Origin of the sequence: Janthinobacterium violaceinigrum (assembly GCF_009208555.1) — a bacterium.
Classification (GTDB): domain Bacteria; phylum Pseudomonadota; class Gammaproteobacteria; order Burkholderiales; family Burkholderiaceae_D; genus Janthinobacterium; species Janthinobacterium violaceinigrum.
In genome coordinates this window covers 22,450-36,259 of the sequence record NZ_WFLI01000018.1, presented here as the reverse complement: position 1 = coordinate 36,259, position 13,810 = coordinate 22,450, and the positions used below count along the sequence as shown (strand labels likewise).

Below are 13,810 nucleotides of genomic sequence, written 5' to 3'. Positions count from 1 at the left end.
CTCAAGCTCCTGTGGGGGTAAAGTAATTGCAGACGCAGCCGCGCTCATCGCGCACGATGTGAAAATCGATGTCGTACAGGGACCGCAAGCGTTCCTCGGTGACGACCTCGTGCGCAGGGCCGCTGAAGCGCACGGCGCCGCCCTGCATGGCGACGATATGGTCCGAATAATTGGCGGCGAAATTGATGTCGTGAATCACCAGGATCACGGTGCGGCCCTGTTCGTCGCACAGGCGGCGCAGCGCGCGCATGATCTGCACGGCGTGTTTCATGTCCAGGTTGTTGAGCGGCTCGTCGAGCAGCAGAATATCCGTCTGCTGGGCAATCGTCATGGCCAGGAAAGCCATCTGCCGCTGGCCGCCGCTCAGCTCATCGACGTAGGCGGCACGCAGCGCGTCGAGCGACAGAAAGGCGATGGCCTCGTCGATCGCTTGCCGGTCCTGCGCCGTCAAGTTGCCGCGGCTATAGGGAAAGCGGCCGAAGGCGACCAGTTCTTCCACCGTCAGGCGCAGGTTGAAATCGGGCGACTGGCGCAGGGTGGCCACTTGCCGCGCATAGTCGGCCAGGCGGATATCCGCAATGCTGCGCCCGCCAAGCAGGATATCGCCATCGCTGGGCTCGATCAGGCGCGCGACCAGCATGAGCAAGGTCGTCTTGCCGGCGCCGTTGGGGCCGATCAAGGACGTGACCTGTCCTTTGGGAAACTGCACGTTGACGTTGGCCAGCACCGTCCTGGCGCCGTAGCTTTTTTCGATCTGTTGGACGTGAATCATGCGGTGCCTCGGGTGCGGACCATGAGCGCGAGAAAATACGCGCCGCACACCAGGTTGACGAGAATGCCGACCGTGGTGCGGTAATTGAAAACGTGCTCGACCAGCAACTGGGCGACCAGGAAGATGGCGATGGCGATGGCGCAGCCCAGGGGCAAGGTGGCGCGGTGGCGCCCCGTGCGGGCCAGGGCATAGGTCGTGTTTGCAACGAAGATGCCCATGAAGGCCGTGGGCCCCAAGAGGCTAGTCGAGACCGCCACCAGCACGGCGATCAGCGCCAGTTGCAGCTGCACCATGCGCCGGTAATCGATACCGAGCGACATGGCCTGCTCGCGGCCCAGCGCCAGCACGTCGAGCGCGGGCAAGGTCTTCGCCACGGCCACGCACGCGACGCCCGCCAGCAACGCCGAATACAGCAATTGCCCGGGCTGCGCCTTGTTGAACGAAGCCTGGCTGAACCCCTGCAAAATGGCGAACTCGCCCGGGCTGATGCGCAGCTGGATGAACTGGGTAAACGTGCCGATCACCATCGTCAGCACAAAGCCCAGCAACAGCAAAAAATACACGTTGTTCTTGCCATCACGAAACAGCCAATAGTGGATGGCCCACGAGTACGCGAGCATCAGCGCAATCGACAGGACAAAATTGCCGTTCTGTCCCAGCAGCACCAGGCTGTGCATGCCCATCACGAGGATCAGCAGCGACTGCAGCAGCAGATACACGGCTTCATAGCCCATGACGGCCGGCGTGAGTATCCGGTTGCCGGCGATGGTCTGGAACACGATGGAGGACACGGCCACGCAGACGCCGCCAATGGCGATGGCGGCCAGCCGCGCCAGGCGCTTCGGGATGATGTAATCGAAGTCCAGATTCGCGCCGAGCAAGAGAAACGCCGCCGCCAGCACGGCAACGGCCAGCCACAGCGTCCACTGCTTCACACCGCGCCTCATCGCCGCCCCCGGATGATCAGGAAGAGGAACAGCAAGCCGCCCACACCGCCCGCCGTCAGGCCGATCGGCACCTCGAACGGATAGATCAGCAAGCGCCCGGCGATGTCGCAGGCCAGCAGCAGCGAGGCGCCGCACAGGGCGACGATGGGCAGGGTGCGGCCCAGGTTGTCTCCGTAGCGCAAGGCCACCAGGTTCGGGATGGCCAGGCCGACAAACGGAATGGCTCCCACCGTGATCACCGTGGCCGCCACCGTGACGGCCACGAGCATCAAGCCCAGCGCTACCGTGCCCCCATAGTTCAGGCCCAGGCTGGTGGCCATGCCCTCGCCCATGCCCAGCACCGTGAAACGCTGCGCGTACAGATACGTGAGGGCGACGATGGGGAGGATCAGATAAATGATTTCATAGTTGCCCTGCACGATCTTCGAGAAATCGCCCAGCAGCCAGCCCTGCATGCTTTGCAGGATATTGTTGCGGTAGGCATAGAACTCGGCCACGGCGCTCAGCACGCCGCCATACACGAGGCCGATGACGGGCACGAGTATCGTGTTCTTGAAACGGATGCGGCGGATCAGCGCCACGTAGACCAGGCTGGCGGCAAAGCAAAAGGCCAGCGCAAACGCCATCTTGCCCGCCGTGCCCGCTGCGGGCGTCATCGTCAGCGAGACGAGGATGCCCAGCTTGGCCGCGTCGAGGCCGCCCGACGTGGCCGGCTCGACGAATTTGTTGCGCACGATGTGCTGCAGGATGACGCCGCAGACGGACAGCCCCACGCCCGTCAGCACCAGCGCCGCCAGGCGCGGCAGCCGGCTGGCCGTCAAGGTCAGCCAGGTATCGCCGGACAGCGCAAACAGCTGCGTCCAGGCAATGTCCCGCGCGCCCACCAACAGCGACATACCACACAGCAGGAAGAACAGGCAAAACAGACGCGCGCGTGTCAAATCGTCATCCCGTTCATTGCTGCGGCGCCGCGGAAGCGATGCGCCAGCCCTTGGCCGCCTGGCGCTGGGCCAGGAAGTGCGCATACAGGCCATCGCGTGCGCGCAGCTGTGCCGGCGCGCCCTGCTCGCGGACCTGGCCCCCGTCGAGCACGACGATCTGGTCGGCCATGGCCACCGTCGACAGCTGGTGGGCGATGACGATCACCGTGCGCTTGCCGCGCAGCCGTGCCAGCGCCTCGGCGATGGCCGCCTGGTTTTCCGCGTCGAGCGCGGCCGTGGCTTCGTCGACCAGCAAAATCGGCGCATCCTTGATCAGCGCGCGCGCGATGGCGATGCGCTGGCGTTCGCCGCCGGACAGGCGCGCCCCGCCCTCGCCCACCGGGGTATCGAGTCCCTGCGGCAGGCGGGCGATGATCTCGGCCACGCCAGCCTGGCGCGCCGCTTCCAGCACTTCGGCATCGCTTGCGTCCGGCTTGCCGAGGCGGATGTTGTCGGCGATGCTGCCCTGGAACAGATAGCTGTCCTGGAAAATCTGGCTGATCTGGCCCGCCAATTGCTCGCTGGACATGTGCCGCACGTCGACGCCGCCCACCAGCACGGCGCCCTGGCTGGCGTCAAAGAAACGCGCGATCAGGCGCACCAGGGTCGTCTTGCCGGAGCCGGACACGCCGATCAGCGCCGTCATGCTGCCCGGCGCGCAGTGCAGGTTGATGTCCGTCAATACGTCGGCTTGATCCTGTGCATAGCGAAATCCCACGCCGCGCAATTCGACGGCGCCATCGCGCGGCGCTTGCGGCACGGCCGCTGCCGGCAAGGGTTGCACGGCAAAAATATCGCGCGCCGCATCGAGCGGCCCCCGCGCGCCGCGCAGCACTTCGCCATAACTGGCCACTTCCTGCAAGGGGTCGACAAAGCGCACCACCAGCAACAGCGCCACGATGACGGCGATGGCGTCGCCCGTACCGGCGGCCCCGCCCAGCAGCGTGTTCAGCCACAGCGCGGCGGCGGCCAGCAAGGCGGCAAAGATGGCTTGCACGGTCCAGGCGTTGAGCACCGTCGACAGCGCCGACAGATAGATCAGCCGCGTGCCGGCGTGGCGCTGCGCATCGATCGCTTGCTGCAGGAAACGCGTGCCGCCCCCCTCTCCATTAAATGCGCGCAACACCGATTGCGCTTGCGCAAACTCCACGAGGCGCTGGCTGGTGCTGGCAAAATGCCGGTGATACGCATCATCGGCGCGCTGGCCCAGGTGCGCCGTCAGCCGCAAGGCGCCGGCCAGGATAGGCAGCGCCAGCAGGGCAATCACGCCCAGCGGCCAGTGCAGCGCAAACAGTGCGGCCAGCAGCACCAGGGGCGTGACGGCGCCGCAAATCACGGGCGTCAGCACGTGGGCGGGCAGCTGGGCCACATTCATCATGCCCTGCGTAATGACATGGCCCAGCTTTGCCGTGTTGTCCGGCGTAAACCAGCCGACGGGCAGGCGCGCCACATGGTCGCCCAGGCGCTGGCGCGCCCCTTGCAGGATCGTCACGCCCACGCGCACGCCAGCCTTTTCCACCTGGCGCCGCCAGGCCCAGCAAGCCACCAGCCCGGCCAGCAGCGCCAGCAGCCACAGGGCCGCACCGCCCGTATCGGCGGCCAGCAAGCGGCCCAGGGCCAGCACCAGCGCCGTCATCGTCAACCCGCTGAGTACGCCATAGGCGAGCGCCATGGCACAGTAGCGGCGGAACACGGGCGCATCGTCGCCCAGCAGTTGAATGAAGGTCTTCAGCATGGCAGCACCGCGTCTTCCTGGGTATCCTGGTAGCCGCCCAGCGCCCACAGTTGCGCATAGCGGCCCTTGTCTGCGAGCAGTCCGGCATGGCTGCCCTGCTCAAGAATGGCGCCGTTCTCGACGACGACGATGTGGTCCGCGTGCATGATGGTGTCGAGCCGGTGCGCGATCACCAGCAGGGTGCGGCCACGCGCAAAGCGCGACAGCGCATCCTGGATCGCCACCTCGTTTTCCGCGTCGGCGGCCGCCGTCGCTTCATCAAGCACCAGCACGGACGGGTCGAGCAGCACGGCGCGCGCGATGCTCACGCGCTGCAGCTCGCCGCCGGACAATTGCGCATCCTCGCCGATGACGGAATCGTAGCCACGCGGCAAGGCCAGGATACGTTCGTGGATGTTCGCCAGGCGCGCAGCCGCTTCCACCTCGCCGCTGCTGGCGCCAGGCCGGCCCAGCGCGATGTTTTCGCGCACGCTGGCATGGATCAGGCGCACTTCCTGCAGCACGAAGCCGACGCGCCGGTACAGCTCGGTCGTGGCGATCTGCCGCAGGTCGACGCCGCCCAGGGTGATGCGCCCGACACTCGGGTCGAAAAAGCGCAGCAGCAGCCGCGCCAGGGTCGACTTGCCGGAACCGGAGGCGCCGACGATGGCCGTCACCGTGCCGGGCCGCAAAGTCAGGTTGATATCCGACAACACCTGGTTTTGCCCATCGTAGGCATAGCCGACGCCTTCCAGGCGGATCTCGGTGCCGTTCGGCAACTGCTGCTGTCCGGGCGCCGGCTGCGCCAGCACGGGCGTGTCGAGCAGCGCCAGCACGCGCTGGGCGGCGCCGGTGGCGTTGTTGAGGTCATGCGTCAGGTAGTGCAGCAGCAGCATCGGTGCGGAGATGCCGGGCGCCACCAGGGCGAACGGCAACACGTCGACGGGCGCCATTATGTCCAGGGCCACGAACACGGTGCCGGCGATGACCACCACGCCCAGCACGGCCACGGGCGCGATCAGCGCATTCGCGTTGGCCATCGAGCCCACCAGCGGCCGCGTGAACGCGGCAAACGCGTCGGCAAACGCATCGACGGCCGCGCGGTAGCTGCCGTGCGCGCGGCCCGTGGCGCCAAAGGCCTTGACCACGGGAATGCCGTTGACGAATTCCACCACCGCATGGTTGATACGCCCCATGCCGGCGACGAATTGGTCCATATTGCTTCCGCTGGCCTTCATGGCGCGGCCGAAGAACAGGAAAAAGCCGGGAAAGGGCAGGATGGCGATCAGGGCCATGCGCCAGTCCATGGCGAACAGGTACACAACGGAAATGGCGATGGCACCCACGGCGCGCCCCGTCGTCGTGTAGAAGTGGGCCGTGAGGCTGTGCAGGGTATTGATGTCATCCTGCATCGCCTGCTTGACTTCGCCAGAGGCGCGGCTGGTGAACCAGCCCAGCGGCACTTGCCCCAGGCGCCGCATCGCTTGCAGGCGCAATTGATGGGTGATGCGGTTGTCGGCCAGGTGCGCGGCCAGCTCGCCCAGCGAGATCAGGGCCATGCCGAGGAACAGGCTGGCGGCGCTGGCGATGACGATGCGCCACACGTCGCCCTGCGCCAGCGCGCCGGCGGGGCCCAGGGCCATAGTTGCCAGCTGTGCGATGCCGGCCAGCGGCACCAAGGTGAACATGGAACCGATGCCGGTGAGCAGGGCAGCGACGATCAGGCGTCCGCGGATGGGCTGCAATATGCGGCGGATCGGGTCCGCCTGTTTGGGTTCGGCCGGAGCCGCGTCATGGGTACTCATGAAAAAAGGGCATGCATGGTGTCAGAAGAAAAGAGTGGCTCTCACCCTATATCCCGAACGAGATGGCAAAACCCTCAATCGGGCCAGCGGAAAATCTCAAACAGCGGCCTGGGGCATGGCCTGCACTGTGACCCAGTAACGCGTGCGCGCAACAACTTCGATGGGCAGGGCCAGCGCCAGGTTGTGCAGCGCGCGGTCCGTGTCGCGTAGCGAAAACACGCCATTGACTTTCAGGCTGGCCACGGCCGGGTCGCAGCGCAGCAGGCCCGGCCGGTAGCGGGCCAGTTCCGCGAGCAAGGCATCGAGGCGCAGGTTGTCGGCCACCAGCACGCCCTTCGTCCAGGCCGCCGCGCTGGCGGACACGGGTGCGGCAGACTGCACGATGTCAGCCGAAAACACGGCGCTGTAGCCCGTGGCGATGCGCACGGGCCGGCCCGCTGCATGCGCGAGGCGCACTTCCACGGCGCCCTCGAAGACGGCCACGCGCGACGTGTGTTCGTCTTGCCGCACAGTAAAACGCGTGCCCAGCGCCTGCACCGTGCCGTGGCGGCTTTGCACGCGGAAAGGCCGCTGCGCCGGGTCCGGATCGTGCGCCGTGGTGACGAGGATTTCGCCCGTGCGCAGGATCAGCAGGCGCTCGCTGGCGTCAAAGCGCACATCGACGGCGGACGCCGAGGCCAGCATCACGCGCGTGCCGTCAGGCAGCATGATTTCGCGCAATTCCCCCGTCGCCGTGCTGTGTCCGGCCGTGGCCACTTGCCAGGCATCCGTGCCGCGCAGCATGTACGCCATGCCGCCCACAGGCAGCAGCACGGCCAGCAGCTTCAGGGCACGGCGGCGGTTCAGGTAGGCGGCGGGCGGCGGCTCGCGCAGAGCGTGCCGGGCGGCGTCGCGCGGCACGCTGTGCAGCTTGCCTTCGAACGCCTGCAGGCGCTGCCAGGCGATGGCGTGATGGGGATGGGCGGCGCACCAGCGGGCACAGGCGGCCCGGTCTTCGTCGCTGGCGTCGTCGGACCACAGGCGCGCCATCCACTGGGCCGCCTGCTGGACGATGGCCGGCGCGATCACCACGTCCATGGCTCAGGCGTCGGGCGCATGCAAGGCCTGGTAACAGGCCAGCAAGCCGGCGGCGATGTATTTTTCGACGGACGAGACGGACACCTGCAATTCGGCGGCAATGTCGCGGTAGCTCATGCCGTCGAGTTTGCACAGCAGCAAGGCCTTGCGCGCCTTGGCGGGCAGCTTGTGCAGCACCGCGTCGATCTCCGCCAGCGCCTCGACCACCAGCGCGCGCTCCTCTTCGGACGGCGCCAGCGCCTCGGGCACGAGGGCCAGCACTTCCAGGTAGGCGGCTTCGATCTGGCGGCGGCGGTACAGGTCGATGACCATGCCGTTGGCGATCTGCGTCAGGTGGCGGCGCGACTCCCCGGCGGGCGGCACGCGCCCTGTCTTCATCAGGTGCAGATACACGTCGTGCGCCAGGTCGGCCGCATCGAAGGCATTGCCCAGCTTGCGGCGCAACAAGCCCCGCAGCCAGCCATGGTGGTCGGTGTACAGACTGCTGACTTGCTGCTGAAGCGCTAACTCGGCGGTGCTCACGATACCCTTCCTGTGGTCGACGGCCAGCAAGAAGTGGCACATTCATATAAATGAGAATTATTCTCATCATACAGGAAAAAACTGGACCGCCGCAACCGTCGTGCCCCGTGCATCGGAGCCGGCAGCCAGGCCACGCGTGGCAAGCAGGCAATAAAAAACCCTGCAAATCAATGACTTGCAGGGTTTGTTACTGTCCCATGCCCAGGCATGGGAACAGCGTCGGGAGTTAGACGTTGAACAGGAAGTTCAGCACGTCGCCATCCTTGACCACATATTCCTTGCCCTCGGCGCGCATCTTGCCCGCTTCCTTGGCGCCCGCTTCGCCCTTGTAGGCGATGAAGTCGTCATAGGCGATGGTTTGCGCGCGGATGAAGCCCCGTTCGAAGTCCGTGTGGATCACGCCGGCCGCCTGCGGTGCCGTGGCGCCGACGGGGATGGTCCAGGCGCGTACTTCCTTCACGCCTGCCGTGAAGTAGGTTTGCAGGCCCAGCAGCTTGTAGCCGGCGCGGATCAGGCGGTCCAGACCCGGCTCTTCCATGCCCATGTCGGCCAGGAAGGCGCCCTTGTCGGCGTCGTCCAGGTCAGCGATTTCCGCTTCCAGCGCCGCGCAGATGGCGACGATGGGCGCGTTCTGCGATTTCGCGTAGGCGGTCAGCTGGTCCAGCAATGGGTTGTCCGTGAAGCCCGTGTCCGACACGTTGGCAACGAACATGGCCGGCTTGGCCGTGATCAGGCACAAAGGCTTGATCAGTTCCATTTCGTCGGCGTCCAGGCCCATGGCGCGCACCGGCTTGGCATCGTTCAGGTAAGGCATCATGCGTTCCATGATGGCCAGCAGCTTGGCCGCGTCCTTGTCGCCCGAGCGGGCTTTCTTGTTTTCGCGGTGGATGGCTTTTTCCACGGTGCCCATGTCGGCCAGCGCCAGTTCGGTCTGGATGACTTCGATATCGTCGAGCGGGTTGATCTTGCCGGCCACGTGGATGACGTTGTCATCTTCGAAGCAGCGCACGACGTTGACGATGGCGTCCGTTTCGCGGATGTGCGACAGGAACTGGTTGCCCAGGCCCTCGCCTTTCGACGCGCCAGCCACCAGGCCGGCGATGTCGACGAATTCCACGATGGCGTTGACCATGCGTTCCGGCTTGACGATGGCGGCCAGCGCATCCATGCGCGGATCCGGCACTTCGACGACGCCGACGTTCGGCTCGATGGTGCAGAACGGATAGTTTTCAGCCGGGATGCCGGCTTTCGTCAGTGCATTGAACAGGGTGGACTTGCCGACGTTCGGCAAGCCGACGATACCGCATTGGAGACTCATGGAAAACCTTTAAATAATCAATTTTGCCGGCAAGCGGCTGGTGCAAAAACGGCCTGTACCGGCGTTTTCTGGATAATCTTGCTGTAATAAATCTGGTAAGGGTCAATTGTACCTCTATGCACCCTACTCTTCAAAAAAACCGCCCCGGCGGCGCTAAGTGTCGCCATCTCCTTCGTCCCGCTGCGACGAGTCGAATTCCAGGATGTCGCCGGGCTGGCATTCGAGCATTTCGCAAATCTTCGACAAGGTATCGAAGCGCACGCCGCGCACCTTGCCCGATTTCAACAGGGACAGGTTCTGCTCCGTGATGCCGATGAAGGCCGCCAGTTCCTTCGATTTCACTTTTTTCCTGGCCAGTACCAGGTCGAGGCGCACGACGATGCCCATCAGATGAACCCGCTGTTTTCATCGGCCAGGCGCTGGCCTTCGTGCAGGATTTGCGCCAGCGCAAAGAACACGGAACACAGCAGCAAGGTCCACAGGTCGCCGCCCGTGATGTCGACCACCAGGCGCAGCTGACCTGCCCCCTCTTCCAGCAAGCCGAACAGCATGCCCCGCACGGTCGGCTCCAGCAAGGTCAAGAACGTTCCCAGCAGCAGGCCGCCCGCGAAACGGCGAAAGCACGCCGCCACCTGGGGCGTGAAGTACACGCCTTGCTCGAACTGGCGCAAGACCCGGGCCAGCTGGCGCACGGCATCGCCCAGCACCAGCAGGGCCGGCAAGGCCAGCGCCAGGCCCAGCGCCCGCTGCCACCAGGACATGGCAGCCAGGCGCTCGAATGGCTGGCTCTGCAGTTGCAAGACCAGCTCATACATACCGGCGCCCCCCATGGTGCCGTGCGCGGCCGGCGCGGGCGCCAGCCAGCCCAGCACTGTCAGCAACAGGTACAAGGCAAAGAAGCCCGTCACGCCTAGGCGCACGCTCCGGCTCAGTACGGCTGGTCCCGCATTATTTTTTTTCATATTTAAAAGTATACGAACACGCAAAGTGTCGATAGAATAAATTATCGTAAAACAATAATTAAATCATGTTTTGCGACCATTTTAACATGTTCGCCTACCCTATCGACTGGAGACACCATGAAGACCCTGCTTGCCTCACTCGTTTGCAGCACCGCCTTTTTGCTCAGCGGCCCCGCCCGCGCCCATGACTTGCACGCCATGCTGCAGCAGGCGCTGGCCGACAAGAGCGTGCCGGCCATGGCGATCCTTGTCATTCGCGACGGCAAGATCGAGGCGCAGGCGCAGGCGGGCGTGCGGGCCAGCGATGGCCATGACGCCGTGCGCGCCGACGACGTGTGGAATATCGGCTCCGACGGCAAGGCCATGACGGTGACCCTGATCGCGCGCCTGGTGGAACGGGGCGTGCTGTCGTGGGATGCGCCGCTGTCAAGCATGCTGCCCGCGCTGAGCGCCGGCATGCGCGCCGAATACCGCGGCGTCAACCTGATGGACCTGCTGTCGCACCGCGCCGGCCTGCCGCCCAATCCCGATGAAGCGTGGATCAATGCCACCTACACGGATACGCGCCCCTTGCCCCTGCTGCGCCTGGAATACGCGCAGCGCGCGCTGGCCGACGCGCCAGTCGCCGCGCCGCGCGGCGAATCGCATTACTCGAACAGCGGCGCCATGATCGCCGCCGCCATCGCAGAACGGGTCACGGGCAAGACGTATGAGGAACTGATGCAGGCGGAGGTGTTCGGCCCGCTGAGCATGCGCGCCGCGTTCGGCCCCACCGTGCGCGGGCAGAACCTGGGCCACAAGCAAGGCAAGCCCATCGCTGGCTTGATGGCCAGCAACCCGCTGATGATGGCGCCCGATGGAGAGATTCACCTGAGCATGGCCGACTGGGCCAAGTTTGCGCTCGACCAGCTGCAAGGCGAACAAGGCAAGGGCAAGCTGCTGCAACGGGAAAGCTATGTGTTCCTGCACACGGCGCAGGGCGACACGAACGCGGCACTGGGCTGGGGCGTGATGCACTTCCCGCCGCAGGCGCCGCAGCGCGTGCTGACGCACCTGGGCTCGAACGGCTACTGGCACGCGCTGATCGCGCTGGCGCCCGGCAGCGGCGACGGCGTGCTGATCGCCGCCAACGCGGGCGAAGGCAGCAGCGCCCAGGCGAGCCAGCAGCAGATGGCGAAAACCATCATGGCCGGCTTCGGCAAGGCGGGGAAGTAATCAGGCGGTGTGCAGCTTCATGGTGGCCGCCTCGAACTTGCCGTCGACGATCTGCGGCATGACTTGCAAGGATTTCTCGATCGCTTGCTCGATCAGCTCCTGGTCTTCGCGGCGCGGACGGTGCAGCACGAAATCGGCCACTTGCTGCTGCAGGCTCAGGGTGCGCGGATGGCCGATGCCCAGGCGCAAGCGCCAGTAATCCTGCGTGCCCAGCGCAGCCGTGATGTCCTTCAAGCCATTGTGGCCGCCGGCCGAGCCGCCCTTCTTCAGGCGCGCGATGCCGGGCATCAAGTCCAGTTCGTCGTGCACGACCAGCACTTCATCGGCGGCGATCTTGAAGAAACGCGCCAGCGCGCCCACGGACTGGCCCGAGCGGTTCATGAAGGTCAGCGGTTCGAGCAGCCAGACTTCCTTGCCGCCAATCGACGTTTTCGCCAGCATGGCGTTGTAGCGCGAATCGCGCTGCAGGCGCGTGCCGGGCAAGCTGTTGGCGAGGTTGTCCACCAGCCAGAAGCCGGCATTATGGCGGGTTTGTTCGTATTCGGGTCCCGGGTTGCCGAGGCCGACGATCAGGCGTATGGGCATGGCTGTGTCTGCAATGTAAAAGAAAGCATTATCGGTGAAAACAGGCAGAAAAAAACCCGTCCGGAGCGAACCGGACGGGTTTTTCCTTGCGACTACCGCATTGCTGCGGCGGCAAAATTACTTCTTGTCAGCAGCAACTTCAGCAGCAGCGGCTTCAGCAGCAACGTGGCCAGCCGGTACCGAAGCGGTAGCGATGGTCAGGTTGGCGCCGTGGGTGACAGCGGTCACGCCAGCTGGCAGGACCAGGTCGCCGACATGCAGCGAGTGACCGACGTCGATGTTCGACAGGTCAACGTTGATGAATTCTGGCAGTTGGCCTGGCAGGCACGATACTTCGATTTCGTTGGCAACGTGGCTGATGGTCGCGCCATGCAGTTTGACTGCTGGGGAAACGTCAGCGTTCGTGAAGTGCAGAGCAACTTTCACGTGGATAGCTTGCTTAGCGTCAACGCGTTGGAAGTCAGCGTGCAGAACCAGTTGTTTGTATGCGTGGACTTGGAAGTCGCGCAACAGAACTTGCTGGGAAACGCCGTCGATTTCCAGGTCCAGGATGGACGAGTGGAACACTTCTTTTTTCAGCGCGTGGTACAGGGCGTTGTGATCCAGCGAGATCAGCACTGGGGCTTCAGCGCCGCCGTAGACGATACCAGGGGTTTGGCCGGAAATGCGCAGGCGGCGGCTCGCTCCGGAACCTTGCAATTCGCGTTTAAATGCGATAACTTTCATGTGAAACTCCAAGAAGAACAAGGCTTGCGCCTTGTGTTATGAAGATTCCCGCGACCAGGAATCTTCGAAAATGGGCGCATGCGCGCCCCGAAAACTAAAATACTACGGCGCAACAGGCAAAAAGCCGGTCGCGCCGCAGGTGACGTCTGTTGCTGCTCTTGTCGAATTAATCGATGAAGAGGGAAATAACCGAATCGCCCTTGATGATGCGCTTGAACGTCTCGGCCAGCAGCGGCGCGCACGTCAATTGACGAATCTTGCCGCAGGCCAGGGCCGCTTCGGACAGGGGGATCGTGTCGGTCACGACCAGCTCATCGAGTGGCGACGCCGAAATACGGTCGATCGCCGGGCCGGACAGCACCGCGTGCGTGCAATACGCCACGACTTTTTTCGCGCCGCGCTCTTTGAGCACTTCGGCAGCCTTGGTCAGCGTACCTGCCGTGTCGACCATGTCATCCATGATCACGCAGTTGCGGCCTTCGACTTCACCGATGATGTTCATCACTTCGGACACGTTCGCTTTTGGACGGCGCTTGTCGATGATGGCCAGGTCACAGCCCAGGCGTTTTGCCAGGGCGCGCGCACGTACCACACCGCCGACGTCCGGCGAGACCACCAGCAGATCCTGGTAGTTTTTCTTTTGCAGGTCGCCCAGCAAAATTGGCGAAGCGTAGATGTTGTCGACTGGGATATCGAAGAAACCTTGAATCTGGTCAGCGTGCAAGTCCATGATCAGGACGCGCTCGACACCGGCTTCTTCCAGCATGTTCGCCACCACCTTGGCCGAAATCGCCACACGCGCGGAGCGTGGACGGCGGTCTTGGCGGGCGTAGCCGAAGTAAGGAATTGCGGCGGTGATGCGGCCAGCGGAAGCGCGTTTCAAGGCATCGACCATCAGCATGATTTCCATCAAGCTGTCGTTGGTTGGCGCACAGGTGGATTGCAAAACAAAAACATCCTTGCCGCGCACGTTTTCGTTAATCTCGACCATTACTTCGCCGTCAGAGAATTTCGAAACGTTTGCTTTACCGAGAGGGATGCCGAGGTTTTTTGCGACCCCCTCTGCTAACGCTGGATTCGCGTTGCCGGTAAAAACCATCAGGTTTTCGTAAGCCATGGGAGTCCCAAGAGGTGATATAGAAGTCTTGAAAAGCACTAACCGGGCATAGGCCCGGTCAGTCATTGTT

The 13,810-nt window shown here is 64.1% G+C and carries 14 protein-coding genes; 1 reads left to right on the top strand and 13 read right to left on the bottom strand.

All coding sequences use genetic code 11. From position 1 onward, the window contains the following. Nucleotide 1: 1 nt before the first annotated feature. The 10 genes from GCN75_RS16210 to GCN75_RS16165 form a co-directional block, all read right to left on the bottom strand. On the bottom strand, nt 2-772 hold the full coding sequence (locus GCN75_RS16210) for an iron ABC transporter ATP-binding protein (RefSeq protein ID WP_152283395.1): 771 nt from the start codon (nt 770-772) through the stop codon (nt 2-4). Further along, nucleotides 769-1,719, bottom strand: coding sequence for an iron chelate uptake ABC transporter family permease subunit (locus tag GCN75_RS16205; protein ID WP_152283394.1), 951 nt, complete (start codon nt 1,717-1,719; stop codon nt 769-771). The genes GCN75_RS16210 and GCN75_RS16205 overlap by 4 nt, the downstream gene beginning before the upstream one ends. Next, entirely contained in the window at nt 1,716-2,660 is a 945-nt protein-coding gene (locus GCN75_RS16200; RefSeq protein WP_226941423.1) for an ABC transporter permease, read from the bottom strand. Before GCN75_RS16200 ends, GCN75_RS16205 begins: the two co-directional genes overlap by 4 nt. Before the next feature lie 13 nt (nt 2,661-2,673). Continuing rightward, entirely contained in the window at nt 2,674-4,434 is a 1,761-nt protein-coding gene (locus GCN75_RS16195) for an ABC transporter ATP-binding protein (RefSeq protein WP_152283392.1), read from the bottom strand. Then, entirely contained in the window at nt 4,428-6,218 is a 1,791-nt protein-coding gene (locus GCN75_RS16190; RefSeq protein WP_152283391.1) for an ABC transporter ATP-binding protein, read from the bottom strand. Before GCN75_RS16190 ends, GCN75_RS16195 begins: the two co-directional genes overlap by 7 nt. Before the next feature lie 96 nt (nt 6,219-6,314). Beyond that, a complete protein-coding gene (locus GCN75_RS16185; protein ID WP_152283390.1) occupies nt 6,315-7,295 on the bottom strand; it encodes a FecR domain-containing protein in 981 nt (326 codons plus the stop codon). A gap of 3 nt (nt 7,296-7,298) precedes the next feature. Next, nucleotides 7,299-7,817, bottom strand: a complete 519-nt coding sequence (locus GCN75_RS16180) for a sigma-70 family RNA polymerase sigma factor (protein WP_152283389.1) — start codon at nt 7,815-7,817, stop codon at nt 7,299-7,301. Between the two features lie 226 nt (nt 7,818-8,043). Beyond that, the gene (gene ychF, locus GCN75_RS16175; RefSeq protein ID WP_152256820.1) at nt 8,044-9,135 is read right to left on the bottom strand and encodes a redox-regulated ATPase YchF; all 1,092 of its coding nucleotides are present in this window, start codon (nt 9,133-9,135) and stop codon (nt 8,044-8,046) included. A gap of 153 nt (nt 9,136-9,288) precedes the next feature. Next, complete coding sequence (locus GCN75_RS16170) at nt 9,289-9,522, bottom strand: helix-turn-helix domain-containing protein (protein WP_152283388.1); 234 nt, start codon at nt 9,520-9,522, stop codon at nt 9,289-9,291. Beyond that, nucleotides 9,522-10,097: a DUF2975 domain-containing protein gene (locus tag GCN75_RS16165; protein ID WP_152283387.1), complete on the bottom strand. Its 576-nt coding sequence runs from the start codon at nt 10,095-10,097 to the stop codon at nt 9,522-9,524. Before GCN75_RS16165 ends, GCN75_RS16170 begins: the two co-directional genes overlap by 1 nt. Before the next feature lie 117 nt (nt 10,098-10,214). Here GCN75_RS16165 and GCN75_RS16160 point away from each other — a divergent pair, with 117 nt between their 5' ends. Further along, a complete protein-coding gene (locus tag GCN75_RS16160; protein WP_152283386.1) occupies nt 10,215-11,312 on the top strand; it encodes a serine hydrolase domain-containing protein in 1,098 nt (365 codons plus the stop codon). Here the strand turns inward: GCN75_RS16160 and pth are convergent, their stop codons facing one another. The 3 genes from pth to GCN75_RS16145 all read right to left on the bottom strand — a co-directional run bounded on the left by pth (nt 11,313) and on the right by GCN75_RS16145 (nt 13,740). Next, nucleotides 11,313-11,897 (bottom strand): aminoacyl-tRNA hydrolase, encoded by a 585-nt coding sequence (gene pth / locus GCN75_RS16155; RefSeq protein ID WP_152283385.1) that lies wholly within the window; start codon nt 11,895-11,897, stop codon nt 11,313-11,315. It abuts the gene before it with no gap. A 117-nt stretch (nt 11,898-12,014) separates the two neighbouring features. Further along, the gene (locus GCN75_RS16150; RefSeq protein ID WP_152256825.1) at nt 12,015-12,623 is read right to left on the bottom strand and encodes a 50S ribosomal protein L25/general stress protein Ctc; all 609 of its coding nucleotides are present in this window, start codon (nt 12,621-12,623) and stop codon (nt 12,015-12,017) included. 166 nt (nt 12,624-12,789) lie between these two features. Then, the gene (locus tag GCN75_RS16145) at nt 12,790-13,740 is read right to left on the bottom strand and encodes a ribose-phosphate pyrophosphokinase (RefSeq protein WP_034753270.1); all 951 of its coding nucleotides are present in this window, start codon (nt 13,738-13,740) and stop codon (nt 12,790-12,792) included. Nucleotides 13,741-13,810: the final 70 nt, after the last annotated feature.

What these genes read in the sequence shown, in the direction of transcription:
- GCN75_RS16205 (WP_152283394.1), bottom strand. Translation starts at nt 1,719, where the DNA reads ATGAGGCGCGGTGTGAAGCAGTGGACGCTGTGGCTGGCCGTTGCCGTG.
- pth (WP_152283385.1), bottom strand. Translation starts at nt 11,897, where the DNA reads ATGCCCATACGCCTGATCGTCGGCCTCGGCAACCCGGGACCCGAATAC.
- GCN75_RS16145 (WP_034753270.1), bottom strand. Translation starts at nt 13,740, where the DNA reads ATGGCTTACGAAAACCTGATGGTTTTTACCGGCAACGCGAATCCAGCG.
- GCN75_RS16170 (WP_152283388.1), bottom strand. Translation starts at nt 9,522, where the DNA reads ATGGGCATCGTCGTGCGCCTCGACCTGGTACTGGCCAGGAAAAAAGTG.
- GCN75_RS16165 (WP_152283387.1), bottom strand. Translation starts at nt 10,097, where the DNA reads ATGAAAAAAAATAATGCGGGACCAGCCGTACTGAGCCGGAGCGTGCGC.
- GCN75_RS16185 (WP_152283390.1), bottom strand. Translation starts at nt 7,295, where the DNA reads ATGGACGTGGTGATCGCGCCGGCCATCGTCCAGCAGGCGGCCCAGTGG.
- GCN75_RS16190 (WP_152283391.1), bottom strand. Translation starts at nt 6,218, where the DNA reads ATGAGTACCCATGACGCGGCTCCGGCCGAACCCAAACAGGCGGACCCG.
- GCN75_RS16160 (WP_152283386.1), top strand. Translation starts at nt 10,215, where the DNA reads ATGAAGACCCTGCTTGCCTCACTCGTTTGCAGCACCGCCTTTTTGCTC.
- ychF (WP_152256820.1), bottom strand. Translation starts at nt 9,135, where the DNA reads ATGAGTCTCCAATGCGGTATCGTCGGCTTGCCGAACGTCGGCAAGTCC.
- GCN75_RS16150 (WP_152256825.1), bottom strand. Translation starts at nt 12,623, where the DNA reads ATGAAAGTTATCGCATTTAAACGCGAATTGCAAGGTTCCGGAGCGAGC.
- GCN75_RS16210 (WP_152283395.1), bottom strand. Translation starts at nt 772, where the DNA reads ATGATTCACGTCCAACAGATCGAAAAAAGCTACGGCGCCAGGACGGTG.
- GCN75_RS16195 (WP_152283392.1), bottom strand. Translation starts at nt 4,434, where the DNA reads ATGCTGAAGACCTTCATTCAACTGCTGGGCGACGATGCGCCCGTGTTC.